Raw genomic sequence first — 23,637 nt, 5'->3', positions numbered from 1 at the left:
CGAAGACGTCAATCGCATTCCACCCCCTGAACGGTGACCTGTCGGCCGCGTAGCGCTTGCTGCTGAGGCGCTGCCGGCATTGTCTTGCTTTTGTTCAATAATAGGAATAGCATCAATTAAATATCAACTTGGTTGATATTTAATTGATTGCCGTAGTGCGTTCCACTTAGGCGTCACTCGCAGCGATCAACGCACCGTTCCGGAGACCGGGCGCAGCAACGCCCGACAAAAGCCTGATAGGAGGTTGATGAATGAGAACAAAAACAACAAAACAACAACGAACGAGCCTACCTGCAAAACGGGGGCTGAGCCTGGCCCTGATCGCGGCTCTGTCTCTCCCGGCGCTGCCTGCTTTGGCAGCAACGAGCCTGGAGGATCTTCAACAACAGCTCGAAGTCCAGCGCCAGCAGATTGAAGCGCTGCAGAAGCAACAGGCGCAGGCACCGGAGCCGGGGTCGCTTGCGGATCGCTCCGATGTGTCCCTCTACGGTGTTCTGGATACCGGCGTCGAACACATCACCAACATCGGGGAAGACAGCGACGGGCTGACACGAATCCCCGCCATCACCGGCACCATGGCATCGCGGTTGGGTATCGACGCCCACATTGACATCGCCGAGGGCTACCGGGGTCTGGCCAAGCTGGAGATGGGGTTCAACGCCGATGACGGCACCCAGGGGCAGGGCGGTCGACTGTTCGGTCGCCAGCTCTATGTCGGGTTGCAAACCCCCTATGGCCGATTGACCGTAGGACGTCAGTATTCGGTCTTCCTGTTCGCCCAGGGGACCTCCGATCTTATCGGCCCCAACATCTATGCGCTGGGTTCCCTGGATGCCTATCTGCCCAATGCCCGCTACGACAATTCCCTGTCCTGGATGCATCGTTTCACCGACCGGATTTCCGCCGGCGTCAGCTACTCCTTCGGTCGCGACACCAGCGGGGGGGTGCCGGCGTCCGGTACCTGCGGCGGCGAGTCCCTGCAGGTGGGCGACTCCTCCGCCTGTCAGGCCTGGTCGGCCATGCTCAAATACGATGCCGGCACGTTTGGTCTCGCCGCGGCGATCGACACGCTCAACGGCGGTGACGGTGCGCAGGCGTTCTTCTTCAACGGCCAGCCGCCCGTGGATATGAGCGACTCCGGCGACACGGATCGCCGCACCAGCCTGGGCGGCTACGTGAAGCTGGGGGATGGCAAGGTCGGCGTGGGCTGGCTGGGTCGCGAACTGGACACCGCGGCCACCAACATCCAGTCGGATGCGTACTACGTGACCGCCAATTACAAGTTCACGCCCAAATTCACGCTGGATGGCGGGGTGTACGACATCACGAACGACGACCAGGATGCCGACGCCACGCTGGCGGTGATCCGGGGTATCTATAACCTGGCCTCGGGCCTGGATACCTATGCCCAGATGGGGTACATCACCAACAGCGACAATGCGGCCTACGCCGTATCCGGTGCCGGTCCCAATACCGCGCCGGCCGCCGGCGAGAGCCAGGAAGGCTACATGGTGGGGTTGCGTTACAAGTTCTGAAACCCGGGTGCTGCAACGCGGGAAGAAAGGGGCTGGCGGATGTCAGCCCCTTTTTTGTGGGCGGTTCACGGCGCTTGGGTGGTGTTCGGGGCCCGCAACAGGGAAGCCTCTTCGACGTCGGGCATAGGGCTCTGCCCTCGAGTCGTGGGGGCCGGGCGGCCCCTGACAAAGCCCCCAACAAAAATGGCGTGGCGGCGATGGTAGCCGGGAAGACACCCGGCCCCATGCCGTCACGCCATCAGGCGTGGCCCCGGATTGGAATCCCCAGGGCCGCGAGGCCGTGCCTAGGGGGTGCGGCACTCAAAGTTGCTGGCGTCCTCGATGTCGCCGGATCCCGTGTAGTGGGCCTGCTGGGGATACGCGCAGAGGGGCCGCGTCCTGCCGGGCCAGGGCGTGCCTTCCGGCGCGGTCGCCGTGATGCGCTCGGGTGCCCGGTCTTTTTCGACCCACTGCTGCAGCGCATCGAGCGAGTCGAACTGGGAGGTGCTCGGGCCGCCGCCGCAATGGTTCATGCCGGGAACGACGAAGATCCGGGCAAAGCTTTGGGTTGCCGCCAGCCCGCCGTTGGCCGAGACCAGGTTGTTGTACCACTGCAGATGGTATTTCGATGAGAACACCGGGTCCGCCTGGCCGGTGTACACCAGCAGCTTGCTGCCGTGGTCCCGGAAGCCGGCATAGTCCGTGGAGCTGGTGCCCATGAAGGTCATGGCCGCTTCGGTGTAGGTGTCATCGGTTGCGTAGATCTTGGGGGCGTCCGTATCCATGTTGAAGCCCAGGATCCACTGCACGAAGGCGCCGCCATAACCGCTCATGCCCGGTTGATCGAGGGGATTGGCGTCTTCCACCTGGCTCCCGGTGGTGATCGCGGTGCCGTTGGTCATCGAATTGGGTGGAGTGGTGAAAACGAAAGGCAATGAACCGCCGCCGAGCGTGACGTTCAGGCCGCTGTTGCCGGGAATGTCCGGGGACAGTGGGCCGGTTTTCCATATGCGCCAACCCTGGGCGGCAACGCCTGGATCCCAGAACCAGCCGGCGTAGAGTGGTTCATCCAGGGAATTTCTGGCGCCGCCGAAGACCTTTTGCAGTGCGGTCACCTGCACGGCTGTCAGATCACCCGTACCGCCGGGTCCCAGGGCGCTGGGATCGAAGTCGCAGGCCTGGGGATCGAAGACCATGCCATCGACCAGACCGTCGTCGGCGTCGCAGGCATCCAGAATGGCGTCGCCAATGGTCGACAGGTCGTCATCGCTGAAGGCGCTGGCCAGGTCGGGGTTGCCGAACTCGGTAGTTTGCGTCGCGGCCTCGGCGAAGGCCTGCGAATCCCAGGCTTCCGCGACCGCCGCCTTGGGCAGGTCCATGCCCGGGTTGCCCGCGACGATGCCGTCGAAGTAGGTCGGATAACGCTGGGAGAACATCAGCCCCTCACGCCCGCCTTCGGAACAGCCCTGGAAGTACGAGTAATCGATGGCGTCGTCATAGAACGATTCCGTCAGGGCCTTGGCTTTCAGGGTCGCCTGGGCCGGGCCGTTGTAGCCATAGTCCAGCCGGGCCTGGGGATCGAGACCGAATTCGTTGGTGCCGGCCAGTTCCGAGACGTTGGTGTCGTTACTGTGACCGCTGTCGGAAACCACGACGGCCCAACCATCAGCCAGCATGGCCGGATCCACGGACTGAATCGCCCCGTCGGTGCCACCACCGCCCTGATAGTAAAACCGGCCGTTCCAGTCCACCGGCAGCCACAGCTCAAAGCCGATGGCGTAGGTCTGTCCGTCCACGGGGCTGGTTCGCTCGTTGATTTTGCCGGCGACGTGGCAGGCCTGCACACCGTTATCGCCGGTGGTTTCAAGGGTGGACGAAGTGAGCTGCGTCTCGTCCAGTGCCTGGTCCTTCAGTGACTCGCAGCGCTGGGCTGGGGTGTAGGCGGCTGCATCGTCAGACGAGTCGTCCGAGTTGCACCCGGTGAGCAGCACGGAACCGGCGAGTATCCATGCCGGATACCTTTTTCTGATCATGATTAGCTCCTTGGTATTGTCTTAATTGTTTAAGGCACTCATGAAGCAAAGGGCCGCCCGGGGCGACCCTTTGCGAATGGATTCGAGTACAGCGCAGGGCTCGAACCGGAAAGCGGCGGGTCAGGAATAGAGCAGTCGGACCAGCCACAGACTGATCGGCGGGAACAGCACCAGCACCAAGGTGCGCAGGATGTCCGCCGAGATGAAAGGCAGGATGCCGCGGTAGGTGTCGCGCATGGGAACGCCGGGCGCCATCGAGTTGATGATGAACAGGTTCAGTCCGACGGGCGGGGTGATCAGGCCCACCTCGGCGACCACCAGGATGAGGATGCCGAACCAGAGGGCGAACTCCTCAGGAGGCAGACCGAAATCCATGGCACTGACGATCGGGAAGAAGATCGGTACGGTCAGCAGGATCATGGACATGGAGTCCATGATGCAGCCCAGAACGATGAAGAGCGCCAGGATGATCGTCAGGATCAGCCAGGGGGAGAAGCCCTGTTCGACCACCCAGGCCGCGCCGCTCTGGGGGAGCTGGGAAAAGGCCAGGAACGTGTTGTAAACGCCGGCCCCCAGCACGATAAAGAAGATCATGCCGGATGACACCGCCGTCTTCTTCAGGCAATCCATCAGGCGCACGCGGTCCAGGCCACCCTTGATCCAGGCCACCAGTCCGGTGCCGGCGGCACCAATGGCGGCGGCCTCCGTGGGCGTGAACCAGCCCAGGTAGATGCCGCCCACCACCAGGAAAAAGATCACCAGCACTGGCCAGATTTCGATGACGGCCGACAGCCGGGCCGGCCAGGGGACGCGGTCACAGGTGGTTTCGGCGTCCTTCGAGACCCGCACGATCACCGAAATGGCCACCAGGTAGAACACGGCGGCGAGAATGCCGGGTACGAACGCGGCGACGAACAGCTTCGCGATGTTCTGCTCGGTCAGGATCGCGTAGATCACCAGCACCACCGACGGTGGAATCAGGATGCCCAGCGTCCCGCCGGCGGCCAGTGCCGCCGTCGCCAGACCACCCGAGTAGCCGTAGCGGCGCAGTTCCGGCAGGGTCACCTGGGCCATGGTGGCGGCGGTGGCCAGTGAGGAGCCGCAGATGGCCCCGAATCCGGCACAGGCGCCGACGGCGGACATGGCCACGCCGCCCCGGCGATGCCCCAGGAACGCCTCGGCCGCCTTGAACAGCGACCGGGACATGCCGCCGTGTGCTGCGAACTGCCCCATCAACAGGAACAGCGGGATAATCGACAGGGAATAGTTGGCAAAGTTGGACCAGCTCAGGTTCTTCATCTGGGCCAGGATGGGCGTCCAGCTCCCGGTTACCAGCCAGGTGCCCACCAGGCCGGTCAGCAGCATGGCCGCGCCGATGGGAATTCGGATAAAGATCAGCGCGATCAGGACCGGGAACGACCACAGGGCGATGTCGATACTGCTCATGCGTGCTCGCCTCCGGAAGCTGAGTGATCGTCGAACGATCCCGTACGCAGCGCGACGATGTCCCGCCACACGGTAAACAGGCTGGTGAGCCAGAACAGGGCCAGCAGGACCATGGCCACGGCATAGGACCACCAGACGGGAATCTGCAGGATGAACGAGGTCTCGCCGTAGGCGTGCTTGTCGAGGGTGCCGGCAAAGTGACGCCAGGCCATGACCGTCACCAGTCCGGTCATCACTACGTCGCCCAGCAGCTGCGTCCAGGCCATCGCTTTGGGGCCCAGGCCCTGGATGAACAGATCCACGCTGATATGGCCCCGGGACAGCTGGCAATAGGGCATGAAGGCAAACACGGCCAGGCCGCAGAGGATTTCCACCAGCTCGTAATCCCCGGGGATCGCGGACAACCCGACCGATGTCAGGGCTCGCCCGGTGATGCTGGAACAGGTAATGAGAATGGCGCTGATGAGGAGGAACCCGCTGAAGACAATCAGTATTCGGGCGGATGCGGTGACCAGCGCCTCGATACGGCTATAGAGACCGGCGGAGGAAGAAGTCATTGGTTACCTTGATCTGGAACGGCTTGGGCTCAGAGGCCCGGCCGTTTGCGGCCGGGCCGTTGTCATGGAGAACGGCAGGCGGTGTTCGCCTGCCCCTCACATCTCGGCGTCGTATTTGTCGATCAGCGATTTGGCCGCGTCGTAGAGTTCCTGGCCGTGCAGGCCCTTGTCGTTCATTTCCTCGATCCAGTCAGCTGTCACCGCCTCACTGGCCTTGTGCCAGCGCGCGGTTTCCTTCGCGTCCAGGGTGACGGTCGTGTTGCCGGCCTTGTCCGCGGCTGCGCGGCCTTCGCGGTCGCCCTCATCCATGGCCTGGCCGAAGCGCTTGGCGAGCGCCATGCCGGAGTTGTCATCAATGACTTTCTTCAGGTCGGCGGGCAGGCTCTGGTAGCGGGCCTCATTCATGGCGAACAGGAAGGTGCCCGTATACAGGCCACGCTTGCCGGAGAATTGGGTGTGGTAGGGCGCCAGCTCCGCGATCTTCAGGGCGGTGGTGACCTCGAAGGGCATCACGGTGCCGTCGATCACCCCTTTGGAGAGGGCTTCCGGGGTGGCGGACACGGGCATGCCGATGGCGCTGGCGCCCAGGGAGCCCAGCATGGCATTGACCACCCGTGACGTGCCGCGGATTTTCAGACCGTCGAGGTCCTCAAGGGAGCGGACCGCCTGGTTGCGGGTGTGGAGCAGGCCGGGACCGTGGGTATGGACCGCAAGCACATGGATGCCCTTCAGATCCCCTTTCATATACTTCTCGTAGTACGCCTGGAACGCCATGGACGTGGCGGTGGCGTTGGTCATCATGAACGGCAGTTCGAACACTTCGGTCTTGGGGAAGCGGCCCGGGGTATAGCCGAACAGTGTCCAGGTGAGGTCCACCACGCCGTCCCGTACTTGATCGACGAGATCGGCGGGGCGGCCGCCAAGCTGCATGGAGGGATACAGCTGGACTTCGATTCGCCCACCGGACTCCGCTTCGATCTTCTTGGCCCAGGGTTCAAGGACTTTGGCGGGAATCGTCGCCTGCGGCGGGAGCATCTGGTGCAGGCGCAGGACGACATCGGCAGCCTGGGCGGATGCCGCACTTCCTGCCAGGAAGAGAACCACCAGCAACCTGGAAACCAGCAACTTCAACATGGGATCACCTCGTCTTGTTTTTGTAGTGCGTACGGATTGTCGTGCGTTGATAGCCCCTTGCCCGCGGCAGGCATTCTGAGGGCTTGTTTTTATCAATAATATATCAACTTTGTTGATACTGTGTTTGCAATGTATACCCGTGGACTGGTGAGCGCAAGGTGTCCCCTGAAAAAGACGTCAGTGCGGCCGGTATCATCCACATAAACTGTGGATAACTCCGTGGGTAAGCTCAGGATGAACGGTGCCGGACCCGATGGGGCCTGACATGGCGCGTTGTGACCGGTAAATGACCAGAAGTGTCCGGGCGGTGGAGTATGCGGTCATAAGCTGAGCAGTGGAGCGGCGAGGCTTTCTTTCCAGGGGGGGATTGTCGGAGTCCGGACGGTCTGAACACTGTCGCTTCAGGAAACCGGTCACAGAATTCGGCTGATGAACCCGGTCGGCGGCAGAAGACTGCGCTAGAATCGACCGGATCAACCGGCGTCTGTCTTACAGGCGTCAAGGCCCTCTCCGACAGGACGTTGTCGTCATGGAAGAACGCACCCGCATGCCGCTGGATACGGCCACCCGTTACGGGCTCGTTGTGATGGCCCTGGCCCAGGGCTGGCTGCTGTATTTCCTCCATCTCGCCATGGATCAGCGATTCTGGCCGGCCACCGACGTCACCTGGCTGGTCGCGTTGTATACCGTCATCGTCGGCGTACCAGCCTTTTTTTACCTGGGTCTGGAAAAACTGAAGGACGCCCGCAACCTGATCGCCGCCGGGCTGCTGACGCCCCTGCTTTTCGGGCTGGGGTGGCACCTGGGGTGGCTCACCTCGGGGAGCCGAAGCTCCGGCACGGTTGAGTTCGGCTTTTTCTTCGGCAGCAGTATTGGCATGGCCCTGTTCATCCTTGCGCTTTATTTTCGCAGCTGGTCGTTCAACGAGCGACTGACCTTCCGCTACAGCCAGCTGCTGGAGTATTCCTGGCAGCAGGCCCAGACCATAGCGATGGTCGGGCTCTTCATCCTGGCGTTCTGGCTGCTCCTGCTGATCTGGGCAATGCTGTTCAAGGTGATCGGCATCGAATTCTTTGCCGACCTGTTTGGCGAACCCCTGTTTATATACCCGGTAACGGCGCTGGTCGGAGGTTGGGGGCTGGTGCTGAACCGCGAGCGCATCCGTTTGATGGTGACGATCCGGGTCGTATGTGAAGCGTTGATCAGGGCCCTGCTGCCCCTGGCTGCCCTGATCACGGTCCTGTTTCTGGCTGCGCTGCCCTTTACTGGACTGGATGCCATCTGGGACACCGGTCGGGCCGCCCTGTTGATGATGGTCCTGACGGTGGTGGTGCTGTTCTTCTTCAATGCGGTGCTGACCGATGATCCAGACCATCCCGACTATCCGGCCTGGCTGCGACGGTTCGTGTTGTTCGGTATTCTGCTGCTGCCCATTAATTCGCTGTTGGCGGCCTGGGCGCTTGGTTTGCGGATCGATCAGTACGGGCTGACTGTCGACCGTCTCATTGCTTCGGTCCTCCAGCTGTTGATCGCCGCGTTCACGCTTACTTACGCCGTGATCATCCCTTGGTGTCGCCGCCGGGCACTTTGCGGTATCCGAACGGCCAATCAATGGCTGGCCCTGCTGGTCGCCGCGATCCTGATCCTGATTCACACGCCGTTCGCGGATCTGCGTCACTGGTCGGCCCAAAGCCAGGTGAACCGGCTGATCAGCGGTCGCGTGACACCCGAGGCGTTCGACTATCGATACCTGCGCTTCGAGCTTGGCCAGTACGGTCGGGACGCCTTGGAGGCACTCGGGCAATCGGACTTTGCAAAGAATCATCCAGTCGTGGGCCTGCGCATCGAGACTGTTTCCACACTTGATAACCGCTGGCAGGACCTGCCGGATATCAAAGCGGACGATCTGTCGGCGATCCGGCGTGTTGTTGAGGTGACACCCGAAGGCGCCCTTGTGCCGGACAGTCTGTTGAGGCGCTTTATTGACGATGCTCCAGGCTGTCTCACCTGGAAGCAGCACTGCCGCCTGGTCCGTGTGGAGGATGCAGTACCCGGACCGCAGTGGTGGGGCCTCACGGTACAAAGCTATCCGCCCGGCAGGGTGTATGAGGCCCGGGACGACGACTGGCTGCAGATTGGCACGGTATCAGGCCGAACCTGCGCGAAGGCCATGGTGCTGCGCCTGAAGGATGGCGTGCAATTGAAGCGGGTGCCGGGCAGCCGCTTCGTTTATGGGGATGGCGAATGCTTCTATCGGATCGATGCTGACGATGCCTACCTGCGATCGCTGAGCGCGCGGTAGGGCACGGTCAGCCAACGACATACCCGAGTTGTTCCGGCAACCACAGCGCAATCCCCGGCATCAGCATCACCAGCACCAGACTGACGGCCATGGCGGCGATGAACACCAGTGCCCAGCCTATGGTGTGTTCCAGCCGGATGTTGGCCACGCGGGTGGTGACCATCAGGTTGACCGCAACCGGCGGCGTGAACTGGCCGATGGCGATGTTCATGGCCAGCAGGATGCCGAACCAGATCGGGTTCCAGTCGAAGTGATTCATCATCGGCAGGACGATCGGGATCAGGATCAGGTAGATCGAAATCGCGTCCAGCAGCATGCCGGCAATCAGCACCAGCACCATGACCAGACCCAGCAGCACCCAGCCGTTGTCCGACAGCGACAGCAGGGCATTGGCCAGGTGGTTGAACGTGCCCAGGGTCGTGCCGGCCCAGGCGAAAATACCGGCCAGCGCAATGATGAACATGACCACGCCGGAGGTCACAGCCGCCTCGGACATCAGCCCCCACAGATCCCGCAGGCTCAGGTTGCGATAGATCAGGCAGCCCACCAACACGCCGTAGGCTACGGCAACCACCGCCGCTTCGGTGGGCGTGAACAGGCCCGAGCGCAGGCCGCCCAGGATGATCACCGGCGCGAACAGGGCGGGAATGGCCGCCTTGAAGCTCGGCCAGAATGCTGGGCGCTCGACGGTCTCCGGGTCTTCCCAGCGGTATTTCTTTGCGAAATACAGCGCCGGCGCCAGCAGGGATATGCCCGCCAGGATGCCCGGGAACAGCCCGGCGGCGAACAGGGCCCGCAGGTCCACGCCCGGCACCACGATGGAGTAGAGGATCAGGGCGATGGACGGCGGAATCAGGATCGCGGTTGAAGAGGACGCCGCGATCAGCGAAGCGGAAAACGGCTTCGGATATCCGGCTTTATGCATGCTCGGCAGCATCACCATTGCCACTGCGGCCGCGTCCGCCGGCCCGGAACCGCTCATGCCGCCCATGATCAGGCACACCAGCACGGCGACGACCGTCAGACCACCGTGACGCGGCCCGATAATGGCCTGGGCGAAACGCACCAGGCTGGCGGCGACCCCGGCCCTTTCGAAGATCAGGCCGGTGAGGATAAACAGGGGAATGGCAATCAGCGGGTACTTGGCCACGCTGTTGTAGGTGTTGGTGCCGAAGGTGCCCAGCATCGTCGGCGGCAGGCCCGCGACGATGCCCACCAGACCGCCGACGCCCAGCGCAATCGCCACCGGCATGCCCAGCAGCAGCGCCAGCAGGAAACTGCCGATCATCAGCAGATCAGGACTCATGGACCACCTCCGGGTCGTGCTTGCCGCGCAGGCGATCGATCAGGTTCTGGGTCATGCGGAGGATGATGACCACGGAGAGGATCGGCAACCACACCACGTAAATCCAGTTGGGTAGCCCCAGCCCCGGTGACAGCGAGTCCCACTGATACTCCTGCAGGGCAAAGGTGCTGCCATACCAGGTCATCACGCCCAGCACCGCTACGCTGGCGGCCCACTGCAGTACAAACACGATCTTCCGGGCCCAGGGCGGCAGGTGGTGCTCGATCAGTTCGATGCGGATGTGCTGGTTGTGGCGCGCCGCCACCGCAGCCCCGGCAAACGTGAGCAGCACCAGGCAGAACACCGAGAATTCCTCGGTGAAGGCAAAGGACGCATCGGTGGCGTAACGCACGATCACATTGCCGAGGCTGATCAGACAGATCGCCACCAGGGCGAGGGTGGCCAGCCAGGCATCGGGCCGGAATTTGGGACGACGGGAGGGCATGGGGACTCCAGGTGGCAGGAAGACGCCCGCCAAAAAAGCGGGCGTCGGGGACGATCGGTGTTACTGGGCGCGGTTGGCGACCGCGTCCTGCGCCTGCTTGACCAGGTCTTCGCCGATGCGCGGCGTCCACTTGTCGTAGACCGACTGGGTCGCCTTGACGAAGGCATCGTGCTGGGCCGGGGTCAGCTCGGTGACTTCCACGCCACGCTCCTTGATCGCCGCCAGGGTGTCGTCGAGTTCACCACGGGATTTCTGGATCTCCCACTGACCGGCGTCGATGGCGGCCTGTTTCAGTAGCGCCTGGTCTTCGGGGCTGAATGTGTCCCACACGCGGTTGCTGATGGCAAACACCAGCGGGTCAGCCATGTAGTGCCAGCGGGTCAGGTGGTTCTGACCGACCTGATCGATGCGGGCCACGTCAAACACGGACAGCGGGTTTTCCTGGCCGTCGACGGCACCGGTGGTCAGGGCCGGCTTGGCGTCTGCCCAGCTCATCTGCGTCGGGTTGGCACCCAGCGCGGTGAAGGTGTCCTGGAACAGCGGCGAACCCACCACGCGGATTTTCAGGCCGTCCAGATCCGCCGGCTCGTCGATGGTCAGCTTGGAGTTGGACAGCTCGCGGAAGCCGTTCTCGCCCCAGGCCAGCGGAGTCACGCCGCGCTTCTTGATGGCCGCGAAGATGGCCTCGCCGGCGTCACCCTGGGTAATCGCATCGATCGCCGCGTAGTCCGGCATCAGGAACGGCAGGGAGAACAGGTTCAGCTCCGGCACCTGCGGCGACCAATTGATGGTGGAACCGACCGCCATGTCGATCAGGCCGGAGCGCATGGCTGAGAACTCCTTGGTCTGGTCGCCGGAGACCAGTTGGGAGTTGCTGTAGATCTTCATGTTGATGCGCCCGTCGGAGCGCTCCTTGACCAGTTCGACCCATTTGTCGGCAGCCTGCCCCCAGGGAAAGGCGGAAGGCAGGACCGTGGACACCGTGTATTCGTCTTTGTACTGGGCCTGGGAGGCGGCACTGAACAGCAGCGTAGCCGCCGCGGCAGCCAGAAGGGTGCAACGTTTCAACATGTTGTTTTCCTTTTTATTGGAATGGGACGACCGCGGCGCGGCAATCAGAGTGCGCTTCGTTAGGCGATTATAGGAAGGGTCCTAACGGGACGCAAAAGGTGGGATTGCTAACCGGTTGTTCTCTCAATGAATTGGCGCTTTCCGAGCCGTAAAACGATTCGGCGAATCACTTGGGGGGCAGACCGCCGGTTGCTCGTTATCCACAGACGATCATGTCCACAGAATCTGTGGATAAGTGCGTGAGTAACGTCTGGAAGAACGTCGGTAGGCGGGTTGGCTGTAGCGGTGGCCGGTCATGGCTGGCAAATGATCAGCCTGTCGAGGTTTTCGCCAGGCTGGTCATCGAATCGCCAATCCGGTGCCGTTATTCGGCCTTGTCCACCGACAGCGCCACGGCGGCGGTGATCTGGATCACCACTTCCCGGCCGACCTGGTCGTTGCTCAGTTTGACGTCGTCACGCACCGGCACCTGACGGACATCGCCGTTGGGAAATTCCAGCGTGGCGGTGTGGTGTTCCAGGTTGACCGATTTGACCACCGCGGTGACCTGCGCCGTACCGCCGGCAAACCCCCGCGGTTTCTGGCCTTCCGGGGCGGCGGCGGCCATGCCGGCGGCGCCGTCGGTGGACGTCTCGCCGATCGCTTTCAGGTAAACGACCGTTTCTTCGATGTAGACCACCGTGACCCGGTCACCGACCTCCACCTGATTGAAATTCACCGCATCGGGTCCGACGGTGATGGTCTTCATGTTGCCGTCGTCGTCTGCGAGGGTGACGGTGCGGGCGTCGTAGTTGATGGTTCGGACGGTGGCTTCAAGACGTTCGGTGCGGGTGTGGACGCCACCGGGGACGCCTTTTTCCATGGTGGTGGATTCCGACACATCGGTCTTCATCGGTTTTTCCGACGGGGTGCTGCAGGCGCTGAGCAGGCCGGCAACCAGAACGAGAGCAGCGGCAACACAGGGAAGTCGAGATAAGAAAGGCATGCCATATCCTCCGTTAGCCTCTTGGGCTTGATTAGGTCCATTAATCAGCTGACAGGCAAAACGGCGACACGGCGTGAGTCATATGACGCCAGCAGGATCAGTATAGGTGAAGGCACCGACCGTGTCCGGTTTGGCCACGGCCGACACCCGGCGATCAGGCCGCCAGGGACTCTCGCATCAGGTTGAGCAGGCCGCCCTTGAGGATCATCCGGATCTGGCGGTCGCTGAGATCGTGGGTCAGCTCGTAGCGCTGACCGCTACGGGTGTTTTTTGCGGCCAACTGACCGCCTTGCGCCAGCGTCTCGGCCAGGGCGTCCAGCGCCAGTTCGTCGCCCTGTTCGATGTCGTCGTAATCCTCGGGGCGCGTAAAGCGCAGCGGCAAAATGCCGAAGTTGCACAGGTTCTGCCAGTGGATGCGGGAATAGCTCTTGGCAACGACCACCCGCACGCCCAGGTAGCGCGGCGCCAGTGCTGCATGTTCGCGGCTGGAGCCTTGCCCATAATTCTCACCGCCGACGATCATCGAGCCGTGTTCCTGATACTTCTTCGCCCGTTCCGGATAGGACGCGTCGACCCGGGTGTAGGTGAACTCGCTGATCGCCGGGATGTTGCTGCGGAACGGCAGGATCCGCGACCCGGCGGGCAGGATTTCGTCGGTGGAAATGTCATCGCCCACCTTGAGCAGCACCGGCGCGGTCAGTTCGTCCGGCAGGCCATCGAACTGGGGCAGGGTGCTGATGTTCGGTCCCTTCTCGACGACGGTCAGCTCCGGATGCTGCGCCGGTGGGCGGATATTACGGTCCTCCACGTAGAACGACCGGCTGTCGTCGAAGGTCGGATAGTCGATGTCCAGGTCCCGGGGGTCGGTGATCTCACCCGTCAGGGCCGACGCCGTGGCGGTCTCTGGGCTGCACAGGCAGACCTTGTCTTCCTCGGTGCCGGAGCGTCCGGCGAAGTTGCGCGGCACCGTGCGCAGGCTGATCTGGTCGGTGGCCGGTGCCTGGCCCATACCGATACAGCCGTTGCAGCCGGTCTGGTGCAGACGGGCGCCGGCGCTGAGCAGGTCGCTCAGGTGCCCGAGCTTGGCCAGGTTTTCCAGGATCTGGCGGGACGTCGGGTTGATGTCGAACGACACCCGCTCATGCACCTGGTGGCCCTTCACCACCATGGCCGGCACCGCGAAATCCCGCAGTCCCGGATTGGCGGAAGAGCCGATGTAGGCCTGGTAGATGGGTTCGCCCGCCACTTCCCGCACGGGCACGACTTTCCCCGGGCTGCTGGGCAGGGCGATCAAAGGCTCCAGCTTGCCCAGATCGATTTCGTCGTGTTCGTCGTAGGTGGCGCCCTGATCCGCCTCCAGTCGATCGAAATCGTCGGCCCGCTGCTGCTGTTTGAGAAAATCCCGCACCGCGTCATCGGCGGGGAATACGGTGGTGGTGTGGCCCATTTCCTGGCCCATGTTGGCGATCACGTGGCGATCCATCGCTGACAGGTGTTTGAGACCGGGCCCGTAATACTCGATGATCCGGCCGGCACCGCCTTTCACGTCATGGCGGCGCAACATTTCCAGCACCACGTCCTTGGCGCTGACCCAGTCCGGCAGTTTGCCGGTGAGTTTCACGCCCATCACCTTGGGCATGTTCAGGTAGAACGGCTGCCCGCAGATGGCCATGGCCACCGCCAGGCCGCCGGCACCGATGGCCAGCATGCCCAGTGAGCCCGCGGCACAGGTGTGGCTGTCCGAACCCAGCAGGGTCTTGCCGGGTTTGCCGAAACGCTCCATGTGGACCGGGTGGCTAACACCGGAGCCCGGCGGGCTGAACCAGAGGCCGAATTTCTCGCAGGCGCTGCGCAGGAACAGGTGGTCGTCCGGGTTGCGGTGGTCGGTCTGCAGCAGGTTGTGGTCGACGTACTGGGCAGACACTTCGGTGCGGGCGTGGTCCAGGCCCATGGCTTCCAGTTCCAGCATCACCAGGGTGCCGGTGGCGTCCTGGGTGAGGGTCTGGTCGATGGTCAGGCCGATTTCCTCACCGGCTTTCATACGACCGTCGGCCAGGTGGGATGCGATCAGTTTTTGCGTGACGTTGCGGGGTTGGTGCTTACTCTGTTCCGCCATTGGGACCACCTCCTTGGCGAGCCGAATGTTGGATTCGTTTTGACAACACTGTCTTTAAATATGTGTGACTGATCGGCTGGAAACAACCCCGGGGCGCTGTCTGGTTACAAACCCTGGGCACCCCGTCTGAGCCAGTCGTGTACGAATGCGAGTTTGCGGCGTGCCGCATCCGAGAGCACGAAGGGGTAAATGTCGGACAGCCCCATGGAGCGGTTAACGTGGTTAACGCCCACGGTCAGAGAGGCGGCAATGTGGATTAACCGGTCGGCATCCGTCTCGGCGTAGGGGTCCCAACCCGAGTGGGGAATTTCCGGCGAGGACAGGCCCGAGGCGATAAAGCTGTCGGTGATGTCGGTCAGGTGCAGCAGATGCGCTGCGGTTTCCGCCCAGTCTTCATGGGGGTGAGCCGAGGCGTAGGTGGTCAGGAATCGCTGCTTCCAGTCCCCGGGCGGGCCCTGCTCGTAGTGTCGCTGCAATGCGGTGGTGTAATCCTCGCGCTCGTCGCCGAACATGGCGCGAAACGCATCGAGGAAGTCGTTGCGCAGACTCAGGCGCCACCACAGCATGTGCGAGATTTCATGGCGCATGTGGCCGATCATCGTACGGTAGGGTTCCGCCAGTTCCTGGCGCCGGGCGGTGCGCACCACCGGGTCGGCCTCGGCCACGCTGATGGTGACCACACCCTGGGCGTGGCCCATCATCACCGGCGTCAATCCTTCGGCCAGCATGTGGAAAACTGGCCGCGTTCCCGGATCCTCGGGCCGAAACCAGTGCCAGCGGCCCAGGTTATCCAGCGTCCAGCGCTTGGCGGCTTCGGTCAGGGCCCAGTTGGGCATGGCGTCGGGAATGTCCGGGTCCGGCGCCAGCGCGGTCATGGCGCAGGAGCGGCAGAACGCCCCCGGTTCCGGTGCAATCCAGTTGCAGCCGATCACATCACGGTTGATGCAGAACGGCGGCATGGGCAGGAAAGCCCGTGCCTGCGGATCATAGGCGACGGGGGTGCCGTCGGCGGTGGCCAGGTTGTCGAACCAGAGCGAACCGGAACCGACCGGATTGGTAAACACGCGCATGGCAGAAGCCTTTGAGCGAAAAGGTGACCCCAGTATGGTGCTGTTGGCGCAGAATGTCAGCCCGGGTTCAATGGGGCGCGCCGGGCGTTGCCTCGTCCGAAAAGTAGTCCTCTATCCAGTCGAACAGTTTGCCCGTGCTCATGTCGGCTAGCGGCATGCGCTGGAAATCCATCCCGATCTCTTCATCGATGGTGGAAAACTGGTAGAGCAGGGCCCCCGGGTCTTCATCATGCAGCACCATCACGATGCGCCGACGGGTCTGCAGGCAGTCGATGGTCATGGCATCGGCAGGGATGCCAATATCCCGCATGCCCCGGCGCACGCCCACGACCGGATTGATATGCTGGTGCGCCGCCTGGATGCGGGCGTGGGCCTCGCTGGCCATATCGGACAGGGCTTTCAGGGCTTGTTCAGACATCGGCGACTCCTTGATCCATGGCAGGGCGCAGGGTAGCAGAAATCGCGGCCTGCGCCCTCCAGCATCGCCCGGACCGGTCAGCCAGGAGGTGGTTCAAATCCATCCGACCCCCTCTGCATTCTGGCTCGATGGCGGCTTTGCGCATTAGACTTCGTCCTCTACCATCCGGCGCTTGACGGCGCCCGGCAAACCAGACCCTGGAGAAACCCGAATGATCAGTTGGGACGACTTTGAGAAAGTGGAATTGCGTGTCGGCACCATCATTGAGGTGTCGGACTTTCCCGAGGCCCGCAAACCGGCTTACAAGCTGAAGGTGGATTTCGGCCCGGAAGTGGGTGTACGTAAATCCAGCGCACAGATTACGGATCTCTACGACAAGGAAAGCCTGCTGGGTAAGCAGGTGCTGGCAGTCACCAATTTCCCGCCGAAACAGATCGGCCCGTTCGTCTCTGAATGCCTGGTGACGGGTGTTCATAATGAGGAGGGCGCTGTGTCCCTGGTCGGGCCGGACTCGGGGGTGCGTAACGGTCAGCGACTCTGCTGATTGATGTCGATCGGTGCGATGATGGCAGGCGAAACCGCTGATTCTGCCACCGAAACGGGAGGTGCATCGCCATGCCTTATCATCGCAAAGACGATCTGCCCGAAAGCGTCCGCAAACACCTGCCGTCCCATGCCCTGGACATCTATCTGAAGGCCTTCAATTCAGCGTGGGACGAGTACAGCGATCCCGGCAGCCGCCGGGGTGATGAGAGCCGCGAGGCGGTAGCCCACAAGGTGGCCTGGGCGGCGGTCAAACAGCAATACCGTAAGGAGGGCGATCGCTGGGTGAGGCGTTCCGGTTAACGCCCCACGCGGCGATTCAAAGACTGGCCATTTCGTCCTGCAGGTCGTTCTTCAGATCGGTCGGCGAGGTGATCCAAAGGGTGCCGTCCGTCCCCGGGAAGACGCCGATTTCCAGACCGTCTTTGGTCAGTCCGGGCACCCATTTGTTGAAGAATTCGGGCAGCGACAGACGCTTGGGGGTCAGGCCGCCTGCGTCGCCGGCGTACTGTGCGGCAAACGATTCGCTGGGCCAGACCGGCAGATAGGCCACGTCATCATCGTCGGAGACAATCTTCAGGAAGCGGTTGTCAGCGTTGATGAGGATCCAGATGTCGCGCTCTTCGATCACCGTATCGAGGAAGTAATCGAAGCGTTCCTCGCCGTCGAGTTCGAGGATGGTGTCCAGCGGTTCCTGATTCATGGGAAAGCTCTCTGTGTCATGCGTCGCCCACTATAGCATGGCGTCCGGCTTGTCTGCTGTCCTGAAACCGCGCCGACAGATCAGGCAAACAGGCGCATGCCCCTTTCGGAAATTGCCTTGAAGCCCGAGACCACATGTTCGGCCAGCGCGTCTTCAATCGGGCCCGATCCGTCCCGCTTGGCCAGGGTCATCCGGTACTCACCCATCTCCGGCAGGCCATGGTCGGCGCTCAGGTGAATCATGTCGTCGTCGATCACGCTGATGGGCAGCGGCGCAACCGCTAGGTCGGCCCGCACCGCGGCGATCTGGGCCTGGCAGAACTCGCTGGTGTAGGCGATGCGGTAGTCGATCCCGGCTTCGTCCAGTGCCTTGAGCGCCATGTCTCGCCAGTAGCAGCCGGGCTCGGCCAGGGCGATTGGCAACGGTCGCGTGTCGAGGGTGGTGCCGTTTCGCGCGCCGAGCCACACCAGTGGTTCGGAGTGGATAGGCGCCTGGTTGTCCAGCTCCGGATCGAAACTGAAGATCGCGATGTCGATCTCGCCGGCGTCAATACGACGGCGCAGGTTATTGGTCGGGCCCAGATGCACATCCACTTCGACATGAGGATGGGACGCAGCGAATCGCCGCAGGATTTCCGGCATGGCGACAATGCCGTTGTCATTGGGCGCGCCCAGCCGGACACGACCCTGGAACTCGGACGACCGGAAGCGGGAAAAGGCCTCGTCGTTCAGGCGCAGCAGCTTGCGGGCATAGCCCAGCAGGATCTCGCCATCACTGGTCAGGCTGACCCGTCGGGTTTCCCGCAGGAAGAGCTCGCGGCCCACCATCGCCTCCAGCTTCTTGACCTGCAGACTGATGGCGGACGCGCTGCGGTGAACCTGCGTGGCGGCCCGTGAGAAATTGCCGGTCTCGCAGATGGCTACAAAGGTCCGGGCGAGATCGAGATCCAGGTTGGGCAAGGGCGATGCGAGGGACATGGCTGTGTATCTTTGAGAATTTCTCAAAGCATGGGTCAAATCTTCTCGTTTGTCTAATCAATAGGCGCGCGGCAAGGTGATCGAAACACAGGAGGTTTCGATGGCTACTTTCACGGCACATCATAGGACAGAACGCACCCGGCTCCCGCGCTCTCTGCGCGATTGGGCCCGGGATCACCGCGGATGTCATGTCGTCCGCCACCCGCAACAGGCCCGGCTCAAACAACTGGAACGCCTACTGGCCACGCTGGATGATCGGGCCCTGGACGATGTCGTTGGCGTACCGCGAGACGCTCTTGAAGCGGCTTTGAGGTTACCGCCCGAGCGCGCCCTGGAACGGGTGGCGAGGCTGATGCGCGATGCCGGCTCGCGGGAGGGATGAGTCGATGGCGAACAGGAACGGCGTTGATGCGTACTGCGACTGGCAGCTCCCCGGTACCCTTGACTATCAGGGGCGCGAAGTCCGCTATGGTCGGCTGGGAGACGGCCCGCCGATGGTGATGGTTCACGGCACGCCCTGGTCGTCGTTCAATCTGCGTCACCTGATCCGGTCGCTGTCCGCAAAGTACACCGTCTACTTCTACGATTTGCTGGGCTATGGCCAGTCGAGCATGGCCGAGGGGGACGTCTCGCTGGGCGTGCAAAACGAGGTGCTGGCGCGCCTGCTGGATCACTGGGGCCTGGATAATCCGTGGGTGGTCGGCCATGACTTTGGTGGGGCCACCGTCCTGAGAACGCACCTGCTGAATGGGCGATCCTTCCGGAAAATCATGTTGATTGACCCGGTGGCGGTCTCGCCCTGGGGCTCGCCGTTCTTCCGGCACGTCAATGAACACGAGGCTGCGTTTTCCGGTGTGCCCGATGTTATCCATCAGGCGATCGTTCGCACCTACGTGCAAACAGCGGCTCACCGGCCGTTGGATGACGCCACACTGGACGGTATTGTCCGGCCCTGGACCGGCGAGCAGGGGCAGCCCGCTTTCTATCGTCAGATCGCCCAGGCGGATTCGCGCTACACGGATGAGGTCCAAACACGGTATCCAACGATCACCATGCCAACCCTCATCCTGTGGGGGCGGGAGGATCGCTGGATTCCGCTGGAACGCGGTGAAACCCTCCATGGCTTGATTCCATCATCGGAGTTCCACGTGGTCGACGACGCAGGCCACCTTGTGATCGAGGAGAAACCGGACCAGCTGGTTCAGCACATGATGCGCTTTGCCGGAACGAACCCGTGACCGGGACGATCAGAGCGTGGGCGTTACATCGTGCAGGGCCCGGTCCAGGCGTTCGACGATGGTGTCGATCTCCTGGTCGGTCGCTGTCAGCGCCGGACTAAAGTTGAGCACGTTGTTGAAGCCCGGTACGCAGCGATTGGTGCGGCCAATCAGCAAGCCATGGGCTTTGCAGCGGGCGACGATCGCCATGGGAATGGATTCCTCCACCGGCTGGCGGGAGGCGCGATCGGTCACCAGTTCGATACCCTGGAACAGCCCCTTGCCGCGAATGTCCCCGATCAATGGATAGCGCTCGGCCAGGTCGCGGAAGCCGGCCATCAGCCGTTCTCCCTGGCGGGCACTGTTTTCCACCAGTCCCTCGCGCTCGATGATTGACACGTTGGCCAGCGCTGCCGCCTGGGACGCGAGGCAGCCACCGAAGGTGGAAATGTCGCGGAAATAACCGAGGGTGTCCCCTTCGGCTTCTTTCAGCAATTCGTAGACTCGCTCCGTGGTCACGGTGCAGGAAATGGCGGCGTATCCGGACGCCACGCCCTTCGCCATGGTCACGATGTCCGGTGTGATGCCATCGTGCTGGTACCCGAACCAGGTGCCGGTCCGGCCCATGCCGCAGACCACCTCGTCCATAATCAGCAACACGTCGTGACGATCGCAGATCTCGCGTACCGCCTTCAGGTAGCCGGCGGGTGGGGGAATGATGCCGCCACCGGCGGTGATGGGTTCAATGATGACCGCGCCCACGGTGTCAGGACCTTCCTGCAGGATCACGTCCTCCATGGCCTGGGCCGCCCGGGCGCCGTAATCCTCGACCTCGCCGAACTGGCTGCGGTACTCGCAGCAGTGGGGAAATTCCACGAACCCCGGCAGGAAAGGACCAAAGTGCTCACGCCGCTCCATCTGCCCGGTCGCGCTCAGCGCCGCCAGGGTGGTGCCGTGGTAGTCGCGCTCGCGGTAGAGGATCTTGTGCTTGCGGCCGCCATGGTGCTTGTGGGCGATCTGGCGCACCATCTTGAAGGCCTTCTCGTTCGCCTCCGATCCGGAACTGGAGTAGTAGACCCGGCTCATGCCCGGCATCTTGCCCAGCAGCTTCTCGGCGAACGCCGACGCCGGTTTGCTTGCCATGGAGCCGGCGAAATAATTCAGGTCCAGCAACTGTTGGTGGACGGCATCGGCGATCTCCCGTCGCCCGTAGCCCACATTGGTCACCCAGACACCGCCGGCGGTGGCGTCCAGGTACTCCTGGCCGTCGATGTCCCAGAGCCAGAGACCCTCGCCACGGACGAACATGGTCAGCCCCGCGTCCGCCGCCTGCCCTGTCGTCATGTGGTGCCAGACGTGGGCCTTGTCCCAGGCTTTCAGCGTGTCGGTATCCTGCTCGAAGGTGCTCATCGACTCGTTCCTCAATATCAAGCGGTTGCTGGGGCTCGCCGGCAGAGAGCAGAGCCCCTCCTGTCACTGTAGACCCGTCCCCGACAACCTTCCGGTCGGCCGGTTGACCGATGTGAAGTCCACGATTCAGGGCGAGTCTTCAGAAAGAGGGTGACGGCCGCAAGGGCGTTGGGCAAGGACATGAGGGGTTTATAAGAAACACTTAATGTTTCGTGCATAGACTTCCCCTGTCAGTAAGGACCCGCGGTGGGCCACTTGCTCTGGCACTGAGCCAGGCGAAGGCACGCCGTGGTTACGAAAGGATCCACTCAACAGGAAGCCGAGACCGATCATGTCCACCACCACACACACCAAAGCCTACAGCATGCCCCAGATCGTCCTGCACTGGGCCATCGCGATATTGATCGTTGCGAATTACATCGTCAGTGACGGGATGGGTCACCAGTTGGACGAGCATCTTGAAAACGCCGGATTCCAGACGAACTGGGTGGGGACGTTTCACGTTTATGTGGGGCTGACGGTCATTGGCCTGGTGCTGGTCCGCCTGATCGTCCGACTGGTTAGCCCGGTCCCTGAAGTCGTCAGCGCGGGGCATCCTCTGCTCGACAAGGCGCAGAAACTGGCCCATGGCCTGCTTTATCTGCTGATGCTGCTGGTGCCGGTTTTCGGTGCGATGGCGTGGTACCTGGGAATGGAATTCATGGGGGACGTCCACGTGATCGCCATGAATACCATGATGATCATCGCCTTGCTGCATGCCCTCGCTGCCCTCTACCACCACCATGTGCTGAAAGATCGAGTGCTGATGCGGATGCTGGGACGGGAGTGACGCCCTGTCAGGAAGGCGGACTTTCGGGTGCTACGTTCCCGCGTCTGGCGTCATTGCCTCTTCGAATCGTCGGATGGGCTTGACCCTGTAATCACTACAGGGTTTGAAATGGCCATATTCCATTTCATGGCCGGCATTCGGGAGCCCTGCAATGCAACGCGAAGAAATCAACGATTACTACAACAAGGCTGCGCGCTATTACGATCTTCTGACCGGCTGGATCTTCCAGCGACTGTTTCGGGTCGAGGACCGGTATCGCCAGCGCAGTGTCGATCTCCTGGGTGATATACACGGCGCCCGTGTTCTTGATATCGGATGCGGAACGGGGCGCAACTTTTCCTACCTGGTGCCGAAGCTGGGGCCGGAGGGGAGGTTGCTCGGGGTTGACCTGTCCCGGGGAATGCTTGCCAGGGCTCGCCAAAAGGTCGAACGGAACGGGTGGCACCAGGTCGCCGTTGCACAGCAGGACGCCGCACGCCTTGACGACGTTGCGCCGTCGTTTGACGCGGTGATCGCCAGCTGGTGCCTGGGCATTGTCTACGATCTGCCAGCTGCACTCGAGCGGGCACTGGGCCTGTTACGCCCGGGTGGACGGCTGGTGATCCTGGACTTTCAGGGCAGCCGGCCGGAACGGGGTCTGCTGCGCCACCTCTATCCGATCTACAGCAAGCTGCTTCAAGTCACGGGTATCGACACGGCCGAGGACCTCGACCACGACCGGCTGAAGGCTAAATGGGCGCAAGGCCGGGCTTATCTTGAAGCGCAGTTGGACGATGTCCAGGAGGAAGATTACCTGAACGGCCTGGGACTTTTGATCAGTGGCACAAAACCGGGCTCCCATTAAGCCCGCCGGTCAGTGCAGTTTCCTGTCATCGTCCAGGGCGATCCCCAGGGCCTGCAATTGCTCGCCCAGCTGTTCGTCACCGGTGGCCCGCCACTGCTGGTAGAGCGTCAGCACATCATCAACACTGGAGCCTGCCTTGCGGGTGCAGGCCCGGGCGACCAGATCCAGGAAGGCGGCGAAGCGATCCGCCAGGTCGGCAAACACGTGGCGGTGGCTGTGGGCGTTGTCGGCCAGGTAGTCGTAGGCGCCACCGCCCATGCCGACGAAATAGTCTTGCCGGAAGCCCTTGCGGGCATAGCGCTCCGGAAACAATGCGCCGACGAACAGGGCCTGGTCGCCCAATTGCCTTAGAATCAGGCAGCGTTCGTGATCGGCGCTGGCTTCGTGTGCGTCCTTGTAGAGCAGGGCCAGTGGCCGCAGGCTCAGTTGCCCCTCGTCATAGCTGAACAGCTGGCGGCTGTCTCCCAGGCGCGCCAGGACCGACCCGACATACCACAATGTATCCTCTTCGGGTCGTGGCGCCAGTGCTTCGGCGCAGTGGACAAGACGCTCCCGGAAATAATCACCCAACGTGCGCTCAAACGTCTGAACAGCGCGTTCCTGCATGGCGACACCTCGTTCTGGCTGACCTTCTTTGACTATAAAACAGCCAATCGCCAATTCAAGGCATAAAGCCGC

The 23,637-nt window shown here is 62.4% G+C and carries 23 protein-coding genes; 8 read left to right on the top strand and 15 right to left on the bottom strand.

What is annotated here, in order from left to right:
* The first annotated feature begins 353 nt into the window (after nucleotides 1-353).
* A complete protein-coding gene (locus tag EB809_RS06490) occupies nucleotides 354-1,535 on the top strand; it encodes a porin (protein ID WP_190294840.1) in 1,182 nt (393 codons plus the stop codon).
* Between the two features lie 284 nt (nucleotides 1,536-1,819).
* Here EB809_RS06490 and EB809_RS06485 read toward each other — a convergent pair whose 3' ends face one another.
* The 4 genes from EB809_RS06485 to EB809_RS06470 all read right to left on the bottom strand — a co-directional run bounded on the left by EB809_RS06485 (nucleotide 1,820) and on the right by EB809_RS06470 (nucleotide 6,684).
* A complete protein-coding gene (locus EB809_RS06485) occupies nucleotides 1,820-3,547 on the bottom strand; it encodes a tannase/feruloyl esterase family alpha/beta hydrolase (RefSeq protein WP_123634008.1) in 1,728 nt (575 codons plus the stop codon).
* Between the two features lie 120 nt (nucleotides 3,548-3,667).
* The gene (locus EB809_RS06480) at nucleotides 3,668-4,993 is read right to left on the bottom strand and encodes a TRAP transporter large permease (RefSeq protein WP_123634007.1); all 1,326 of its coding nucleotides are present in this window, start codon (nucleotides 4,991-4,993) and stop codon (nucleotides 3,668-3,670) included.
* The gene (locus tag EB809_RS06475; RefSeq protein WP_123634006.1) at nucleotides 4,990-5,550 is read right to left on the bottom strand and encodes a TRAP transporter small permease; all 561 of its coding nucleotides are present in this window, start codon (nucleotides 5,548-5,550) and stop codon (nucleotides 4,990-4,992) included. The genes EB809_RS06480 and EB809_RS06475 overlap by 4 nt, the downstream gene beginning before the upstream one ends.
* A 96-nt stretch (nucleotides 5,551-5,646) precedes the next feature.
* Complete coding sequence (locus tag EB809_RS06470) at nucleotides 5,647-6,684, bottom strand: TRAP transporter substrate-binding protein (protein ID WP_123634005.1); 1,038 nt, start codon at nucleotides 6,682-6,684, stop codon at nucleotides 5,647-5,649.
* A gap of 529 nt (nucleotides 6,685-7,213) precedes the next feature.
* On the opposite strand from EB809_RS06470, the gene EB809_RS06465 reads away from it, so the two are divergent.
* Nucleotides 7,214-8,986: a DUF4153 domain-containing protein gene (locus EB809_RS06465; RefSeq protein ID WP_123634004.1), complete on the top strand. Its 1,773-nt coding sequence runs from the start codon at nucleotides 7,214-7,216 to the stop codon at nucleotides 8,984-8,986.
* A gap of 7 nt (nucleotides 8,987-8,993) precedes the next feature.
* Here the strand turns inward: EB809_RS06465 and EB809_RS06460 are convergent, their stop codons facing one another.
* The 7 genes from EB809_RS06460 to EB809_RS06430 form a co-directional block, all read right to left on the bottom strand.
* Complete coding sequence (locus EB809_RS06460; RefSeq protein WP_123634003.1) at nucleotides 8,994-10,292, bottom strand: TRAP transporter large permease; 1,299 nt, start codon at nucleotides 10,290-10,292, stop codon at nucleotides 8,994-8,996.
* A complete protein-coding gene (locus EB809_RS06455) occupies nucleotides 10,282-10,776 on the bottom strand; it encodes a TRAP transporter small permease (protein WP_123634002.1) in 495 nt (164 codons plus the stop codon). The genes EB809_RS06460 and EB809_RS06455 overlap by 11 nt, the downstream gene beginning before the upstream one ends.
* A gap of 60 nt (nucleotides 10,777-10,836) precedes the next feature.
* Complete coding sequence (locus EB809_RS06450; RefSeq protein WP_123634001.1) at nucleotides 10,837-11,847, bottom strand: DctP family TRAP transporter solute-binding subunit; 1,011 nt, start codon at nucleotides 11,845-11,847, stop codon at nucleotides 10,837-10,839.
* Between the two features lie 364 nt (nucleotides 11,848-12,211).
* Complete coding sequence (locus EB809_RS06445; protein WP_123634000.1) at nucleotides 12,212-12,832, bottom strand: hypothetical protein; 621 nt, start codon at nucleotides 12,830-12,832, stop codon at nucleotides 12,212-12,214.
* Nucleotides 12,833-12,986: 154 nt separating this feature from the next.
* A complete protein-coding gene (locus EB809_RS06440) occupies nucleotides 12,987-14,948 on the bottom strand; it encodes an aconitate hydratase (RefSeq protein WP_123633999.1) in 1,962 nt (653 codons plus the stop codon).
* Nucleotides 14,949-15,052: 104 nt separating this feature from the next.
* Complete coding sequence (locus tag EB809_RS06435; protein WP_123633998.1) at nucleotides 15,053-16,018, bottom strand: putative zinc-binding metallopeptidase; 966 nt, start codon at nucleotides 16,016-16,018, stop codon at nucleotides 15,053-15,055.
* 67 nt (nucleotides 16,019-16,085) lie between these two features.
* Entirely contained in the window at nucleotides 16,086-16,436 is a 351-nt protein-coding gene (locus tag EB809_RS06430; RefSeq protein ID WP_123633997.1) for a hypothetical protein, read from the bottom strand.
* Between the two features lie 211 nt (nucleotides 16,437-16,647).
* Here EB809_RS06430 and EB809_RS06425 point away from each other — a divergent pair, with 211 nt between their 5' ends.
* Together EB809_RS06425 and EB809_RS06420 are read left to right on the top strand one after the other, a co-directional pair.
* Nucleotides 16,648-16,980, top strand: coding sequence for a tRNA-binding protein (locus EB809_RS06425; protein ID WP_123633996.1), 333 nt, complete (start codon nucleotides 16,648-16,650; stop codon nucleotides 16,978-16,980).
* Between the two features lie 71 nt (nucleotides 16,981-17,051).
* Nucleotides 17,052-17,282 carry a ChaB family protein gene (locus EB809_RS06420; RefSeq protein ID WP_123633995.1) on the top strand — a complete coding sequence of 77 codons (231 nt, stop codon included), beginning with the start codon at nucleotides 17,052-17,054 and terminating at the stop codon, nucleotides 17,280-17,282.
* Between the two features lie 16 nt (nucleotides 17,283-17,298).
* Here the strand turns inward: EB809_RS06420 and EB809_RS06415 are convergent, their stop codons facing one another.
* Complete coding sequence (locus EB809_RS06415) at nucleotides 17,299-17,682, bottom strand: DUF2750 domain-containing protein (RefSeq protein ID WP_123633994.1); 384 nt, start codon at nucleotides 17,680-17,682, stop codon at nucleotides 17,299-17,301.
* Between the two features lie 80 nt (nucleotides 17,683-17,762).
* Nucleotides 17,763-18,659 carry a LysR substrate-binding domain-containing protein gene (locus EB809_RS06410; RefSeq protein ID WP_123633993.1) on the bottom strand — a complete coding sequence of 299 codons (897 nt, stop codon included), beginning with the start codon at nucleotides 18,657-18,659 and terminating at the stop codon, nucleotides 17,763-17,765.
* A 100-nt stretch (nucleotides 18,660-18,759) separates the two neighbouring features.
* On the opposite strand from EB809_RS06410, the gene EB809_RS06405 reads away from it, so the two are divergent.
* On the top strand, nucleotides 18,760-19,041 hold the full coding sequence (locus EB809_RS06405) for a hypothetical protein (RefSeq protein WP_123633992.1): 282 nt from the start codon (nucleotides 18,760-18,762) through the stop codon (nucleotides 19,039-19,041).
* A 4-nt stretch (nucleotides 19,042-19,045) separates the two neighbouring features.
* The gene (locus tag EB809_RS06400) at nucleotides 19,046-19,897 is read left to right on the top strand and encodes an alpha/beta fold hydrolase (protein ID WP_123633991.1); all 852 of its coding nucleotides are present in this window, start codon (nucleotides 19,046-19,048) and stop codon (nucleotides 19,895-19,897) included.
* A gap of 9 nt (nucleotides 19,898-19,906) precedes the next feature.
* Here EB809_RS06400 and EB809_RS06395 read toward each other — a convergent pair whose 3' ends face one another.
* A complete protein-coding gene (locus EB809_RS06395) occupies nucleotides 19,907-21,286 on the bottom strand; it encodes an aspartate aminotransferase family protein (RefSeq protein ID WP_123633990.1) in 1,380 nt (459 codons plus the stop codon).
* Nucleotides 21,287-21,617: 331 nt separating this feature from the next.
* Here EB809_RS06395 and EB809_RS06390 point away from each other — a divergent pair, with 331 nt between their 5' ends.
* Both EB809_RS06390 and EB809_RS06385 read left to right on the top strand, forming a co-directional pair.
* Nucleotides 21,618-22,115, top strand: coding sequence for a cytochrome b (locus tag EB809_RS06390; RefSeq protein ID WP_123633989.1), 498 nt, complete (start codon nucleotides 21,618-21,620; stop codon nucleotides 22,113-22,115).
* A 151-nt stretch (nucleotides 22,116-22,266) separates the two neighbouring features.
* Nucleotides 22,267-22,959, top strand: coding sequence for a class I SAM-dependent methyltransferase (locus EB809_RS06385; RefSeq protein WP_123633988.1), 693 nt, complete (start codon nucleotides 22,267-22,269; stop codon nucleotides 22,957-22,959).
* Between the two features lie 9 nt (nucleotides 22,960-22,968).
* Here EB809_RS06385 and EB809_RS06380 read toward each other — a convergent pair whose 3' ends face one another.
* Complete coding sequence (locus EB809_RS06380) at nucleotides 22,969-23,565, bottom strand: hypothetical protein (protein ID WP_123633987.1); 597 nt, start codon at nucleotides 23,563-23,565, stop codon at nucleotides 22,969-22,971.
* Between the last annotated feature and the right edge of the window lie 72 nt (nucleotides 23,566-23,637).

Origin of the sequence: Marinobacter sp. R17, from assembly GCF_003789045.1 — a bacterium.
In the GTDB taxonomy this organism is placed as follows: Bacteria; Pseudomonadota; Gammaproteobacteria; order Pseudomonadales; family Oleiphilaceae; genus Marinobacter_A; species Marinobacter_A mangrovi.
This window is presented reverse-complemented; position numbering and strand designations above follow the sequence as displayed.